Consider the following 3,116-nt stretch of genomic DNA (forward strand, 5'->3'; position numbering starts at 1 on the left):
AGGCCGCCGTGCTCCCGGCGGCCGACGGCGCGGGACGCATGCCGCGCCGCACGGCGAAGTCGGGCACGGACACCGGCGGATTGCACTCGGGCATCATCTCCGGTCTGCCGTCCTCGCCCACCCGCCCCATCGCGATGGCGCAGAGCTGGCCGAACTCACCGGCGTTGGCGCTGATGCCCCGGTAGATGTCGCCGTTGAGATAGAGCCCGGTGCCGACTCCCGTACCGAGATACAGATAGGCGAAGTCACGCGCCCTGCGGTCCCGGCCGATCCAGCGCTCGCCCGCCGCCGCCGCGATGCAGTCCTTCTCCATGATGACCGGGCAGGGGAAGTGGTCCTTGAGCAGATACAGCAGCGGCAGATCGCCCCACGCCGACATCAGCGGCGGACCGAGCACGGTGCCCGAAGCGATGTCGACAGGGCCCGGCACCGCGACCCCGATGCCGAGGAAGCCGTCGGCGCGCACGGCGCCGCGCGCCTCGTCCAGCGCTTCCCTGCCCAGCGCCGCGACCCGGTCGACGAACTCGGCCGGATTGATGTCGGCGGTGACCGGCCGGGTGCGGGTGCAGACGATCGCCCCGTCCAGGTCGATGACGACGGCCGTCAGCAGCTCGGGGTCGATATGGATGCCCAGCGCGTGCGCGGCCGTCCCCGAAAGCCGCACCGGCGTACGGGGTTTGCCGGACGTGGCGCGCCGCTGCGCGTCCTCGATCAGGATGCCCCGGTCCAGCAGCGACCGGGCGATCCTGGACACCGACTGCTGGGTGAGGCCGGTGCGGTGCGCGATCTCGCCCCGGGTGATCGTGCCGGACAGCCGTACCGTCTCGATGACCACACACTCGTTGAACGAGCCGAGATCGATCTGGTTGACACCGCTCCACGTGTGACCGCGCGCCGCACCGTCCGCCGCGCGGTCGGTGCCGAGATGACCGGCGACCGTCTCGCGCAGCCAGCGCACCGCGTCGCCGCCGCCCTCGGCCCGCGCGGCGACGTACCGCTCCAGCTCGGCCGACAGGTCGAGATAGACCCGGCGCGAGGACTCGGGGTGGCTGGTCGAGTCGAGGGCGATCATCGCGCGCAGGAAGCTGCGCCACGTGGCGCGGGCCGGGATCTGATGGCAGGTCACGGGCCCGGCCGGCGCTTCGGGCAGCAGGGGCAGCCCGGGAGCGTCCCACAGGGCGATGGCGTGCAGGTCGAGATCCGGATGGCAGCGGCCCGCCTCGGCCAGATAGGCGGCCAGCGCGCCGGGATCGTGCGGGGCAGGCGCGGATTCGGCGGGTCCGGTTCCGCTTCCGGCGCCTGCGGGGCCCGTGGTCAGCGCCAGGTCCAGCGCCTTGTCGAGCCCGGCGAGCACATCGGCGCCGATCACCGTCCCCGCCGCCGCGGGCGCCCGCGTACGGTCCCTGGTGCCCGCCAGCAGTACGGCGCGACACCGGTCGACGTACAGGCCCATCACCCACACGTCACCGCCGGGCAGCGGCGGTCGGGTCGGCACGGAAGGGGCGGGCGACTCGTCCGGGTTGAGGCGCCAGCGCCGTCTGATCCCGGCGACCGTGGCGTGCGAGAGGCCCAACTCCCGTGCCACGGCCCGGGAAGCGCCGGAACCGCCGGGGGCGAGCAGGGTACGCGTGACGACCTCGGCCTCGTCGACCGTCGCCGGTCTGCCGGTGCGCGGCCGGTGTTCGAGGCCGCCGATGCCGGCGCTCGTCCAGCGCTGGCGCCAATTGCCCACCGTCTGCCGGGAGACGCCGAGCCGCCGGGAGATCTCGGCGTCGCGCAGACCGTCGGCGGCGAGCAGCACGATGTTCGCCCGGACGGCGAGCGGGCCGCCGTCGGCGGCCCAACGGCGCAGCACGGAACGGTCGTCCGGGAGGAGCAGACCGACCGCGCCTTCGCCGGGGCGGTCGTCAATCATCGATGTCTCCCGGGGACTCGGCGGCCCGTACCAGCCGCAGGGTGAGGATCTGGAACGGCCGCAGGGTGAGCGGGACCGTGCCGTGCTCGTGCGGCCGGACGGCCAGGGTCTCCTCCAGCAGATCCGTCTCGCGCACCTCCCTGACCGGGAACCCGGCGGTGAGCGTGGTGGCGACCCGGCCGCCGCGCGACTCGTAGAGCCGTACGACCACGTCGCCCGAGCGGTCGTCGGCGAGCTTCACCGCCTCCACGACGACGTCCGGATGGCCGACGGAGATCAGCGGCTCCGCGGCGGCGGCCGGTCCCGGCGCGGGACGCAGCGGCAGATTCAGCGCGTATCCCTCGGCGACGGCGTCACCCACACCGGCCCCCGGGCGCAGGGTGTGCCGGAAGCGCTGCGGCCCCCGGTCGGCGTGCGGGTCCGGGCTGTGCGCCGCGCGCAGCAGCGACAGCCGTACGGTCGTGGTGGTCCCGCCGTCCTCGCGAGTGTGCCGCGACACGTCGTAGCCGTATGTCGCGTCGCAGGCCAGGGCGACTCCCCAGTTGTGCTCGCCGACATGGATCCACCGGTGCGCCCACAGCTCGTAACGGGCCGCCTCCCAGCTGGTGTTCTCATGCGTCGCCCGCTCCACATGGCCGAACTGGATCTCGCCCGTGCTGCGTTCGGCGTGCACGTCCAGCGGCCAGGCGGCCTTGAGCAGGGTGTCGCGCTCGCGCCAGTCGACGTCCGTCGTGACGGCGAGCGACCTGCCGCCCGCCGTCAGGGTCAGCTCCTGGGTGACGGCCGAGCGGCCCGTGGTGCGCCGCACCCGTACGGTCGCCAGCAGCGGACCGCGCTCCGTGACCTCGACACCGGTCGCCAGGTCGAGATCGCGATGCGGGGCGTGGTGCCCGGCTTCGAGGTTCCAGGCGCTGCCGCGCGGCGGGTCGTCGCGGTGCAGTTGCAGCAGGTTGCCCGCGCCGCCCGGTGCCACGGCGTCCCGCCCGGTGCCGAGATCGACCGCCGAGCGCACCAGCCCTTCCCGGTCGACCAGGATCCGCACCAGCCCGTTCTCCAGCAGCTGTCCGCCGTCCTCGGTGGTCCGTACGGTCACCGGGGCGGTGCCGTCCGCCCGGCCGCCGAGCTGTCCGGCGCCCAGCGCGGGCGCCTGCGCCAGGGCCGCGGTCCGGCCGTCGGAGAGCCGCTGGCCGCCTTCGGCCGG

Annotated in this window: 2 protein-coding genes; both read right to left on the bottom strand. The window is 74.4% G+C overall.

The features are described 5' to 3' along the window. Nucleotides 1–1,915, bottom strand: a 1,915-nt coding sequence (locus tag HY68_RS31015; protein ID WP_052457328.1) for an ROK family protein, incomplete at its 3' end; no start/stop codon positions are given. Further along, nucleotides 1,908–3,116: glycoside hydrolase family 38 C-terminal domain-containing protein (locus HY68_RS45705; RefSeq protein WP_041998077.1), on the bottom strand; the 1,209-nt coding region annotated here is incomplete at its 5' end. The genes HY68_RS45705 and HY68_RS31015, both read right to left, overlap by 8 nt.

It is taken from the genome of Streptomyces sp. AcH 505, assembly GCF_000818175.1.
In the GTDB taxonomy this organism is placed as follows: domain Bacteria; phylum Actinomycetota; class Actinomycetes; order Streptomycetales; family Streptomycetaceae; genus Streptomyces.